Genomic DNA, 1,284 nt, shown 5'->3' with positions numbered 1-1,284 from the left:
GGGCGGGACCGGGTGAGGTCATACGGGCTCCTTGCTCGTCATTCGTCACTCGTCACTGGTCACGGCGTTCGTTCGGCGAAGGTGATCAGCAGCCGGCTCACCAGGCGCGCGAACGCCTCCAGGTCGGCGAGGTCGGCGAACTCCCCCGCCGCGTGCGCGTGGTTGTCCTCCAAACGGCCCGGGCCGAGCACCGCGGTGAAGGCGTCCGGCAGACCGTGCGCCCAGACGGCGTCGCAGGTGAAGGCGGGCTCGTCGTCCGGCCAGCGCAGCGCGCCCGCCGCGCTCAGCAGGGACTCCGCCCAGGGGTCGGTGCCGGTCAGACAGGGCAGGCCGCGTTTGTCCCACTCCAGACGGGTGACGGCGGCCGCGTCGGCGGCGGTGCGGGCGAACGGCGGGCTGTCCGCGAAGCGCGCGGCGAAGGCGCGCAGTCCGTCGGCGACGGCCTCGGTGACGGCCCGTTCCAGGACGGCGCCCTGCTCGGCGGTGGCGTACGAGAGGTTGAGCAGCAGCGAGCCCTGTCCGTAGACGCGGTTGTGCAGATGGCCGGTGTGCAGGGCGGCCACGCACACCCGGCCGTCCGGCGTCCGCCCGTCCGCCACTCGTCCGTCCGCCGCCCGTCCGCCGGGAGCCCGCCCGTCGGGTGCCCGCCCGTCGGGTGCCCGTCCGTCCAGGGCCTCGGCCAGGTGCTGGGCGAGGAAGCCGAGCAGCACGGTGGCGTTGTGGCCGTGCTCCGGGCGGTCGTCGACGGCGTCCTCGCCGGTGACGGTGATGCGGGCGGTCATCGCGGCGGTGGCGCGGGGCAGGTACCGCAGTCCGGTGGGCTCGCAGAAGACGTTCAGCCGGCCGGTGTACCCGGACTCGATCAGCGGCCGGGTGCCGTGGACGCCCATGGCGCCGCCCTCCTCGCCGCCCACCGCCTGGACGAGGACGGCGACCCGGCGGCCGATGCGGGGGCAGGCGGCCCGCGCCGCGCGCACGCCCGCCAGCAGGGCGACCGCCGGGCCCTTGGCGTCGACGGCGCCGCGCCCGGTGAAGCGCGTGCCGTCGAACCCGACCGGTTCGCGGCCCGCCACCGTGTCCAGGTGGACGTTGAACATCACGGTCGCGGCGGGCGGCAGGTCCGGGCCCAGCCGCAGCACCAGGTTCGGCTGCCGCGCCAGGAAGGAGGGGTCGGCGTCGGCACGCCGTCGCAGCGCCGCGGGCACGTCGGGCCGGTGCAGCACCCCGGCCGGCGGGCAGGCGTGGTGCACGACCCGCAGTCCGGCCGCGCGGGCGGACTGCGGG

Annotated in this window: 1 protein-coding gene; it reads right to left on the bottom strand. The window is 76.7% G+C overall.

From position 1 onward, the window contains the following. Window positions 1-59: 59 nt before the first annotated feature. Window positions 60-1,284 (bottom strand): M20/M25/M40 family metallo-hydrolase (locus FGF04_RS39270; protein WP_149516170.1); only part of this gene is annotated, 1,225 nt, incomplete at its 5' end.

Source organism: Streptomyces apricus (genome assembly GCF_008369065.1).
GTDB classification, from domain to species: Bacteria; Actinomycetota; Actinomycetes; order Streptomycetales; family Streptomycetaceae; genus Streptomyces; species Streptomyces apricus.
The sequence above is the reverse complement of the archived record's forward strand: the minus strand, read 5'-3'. Positions and strand labels throughout refer to the sequence as shown.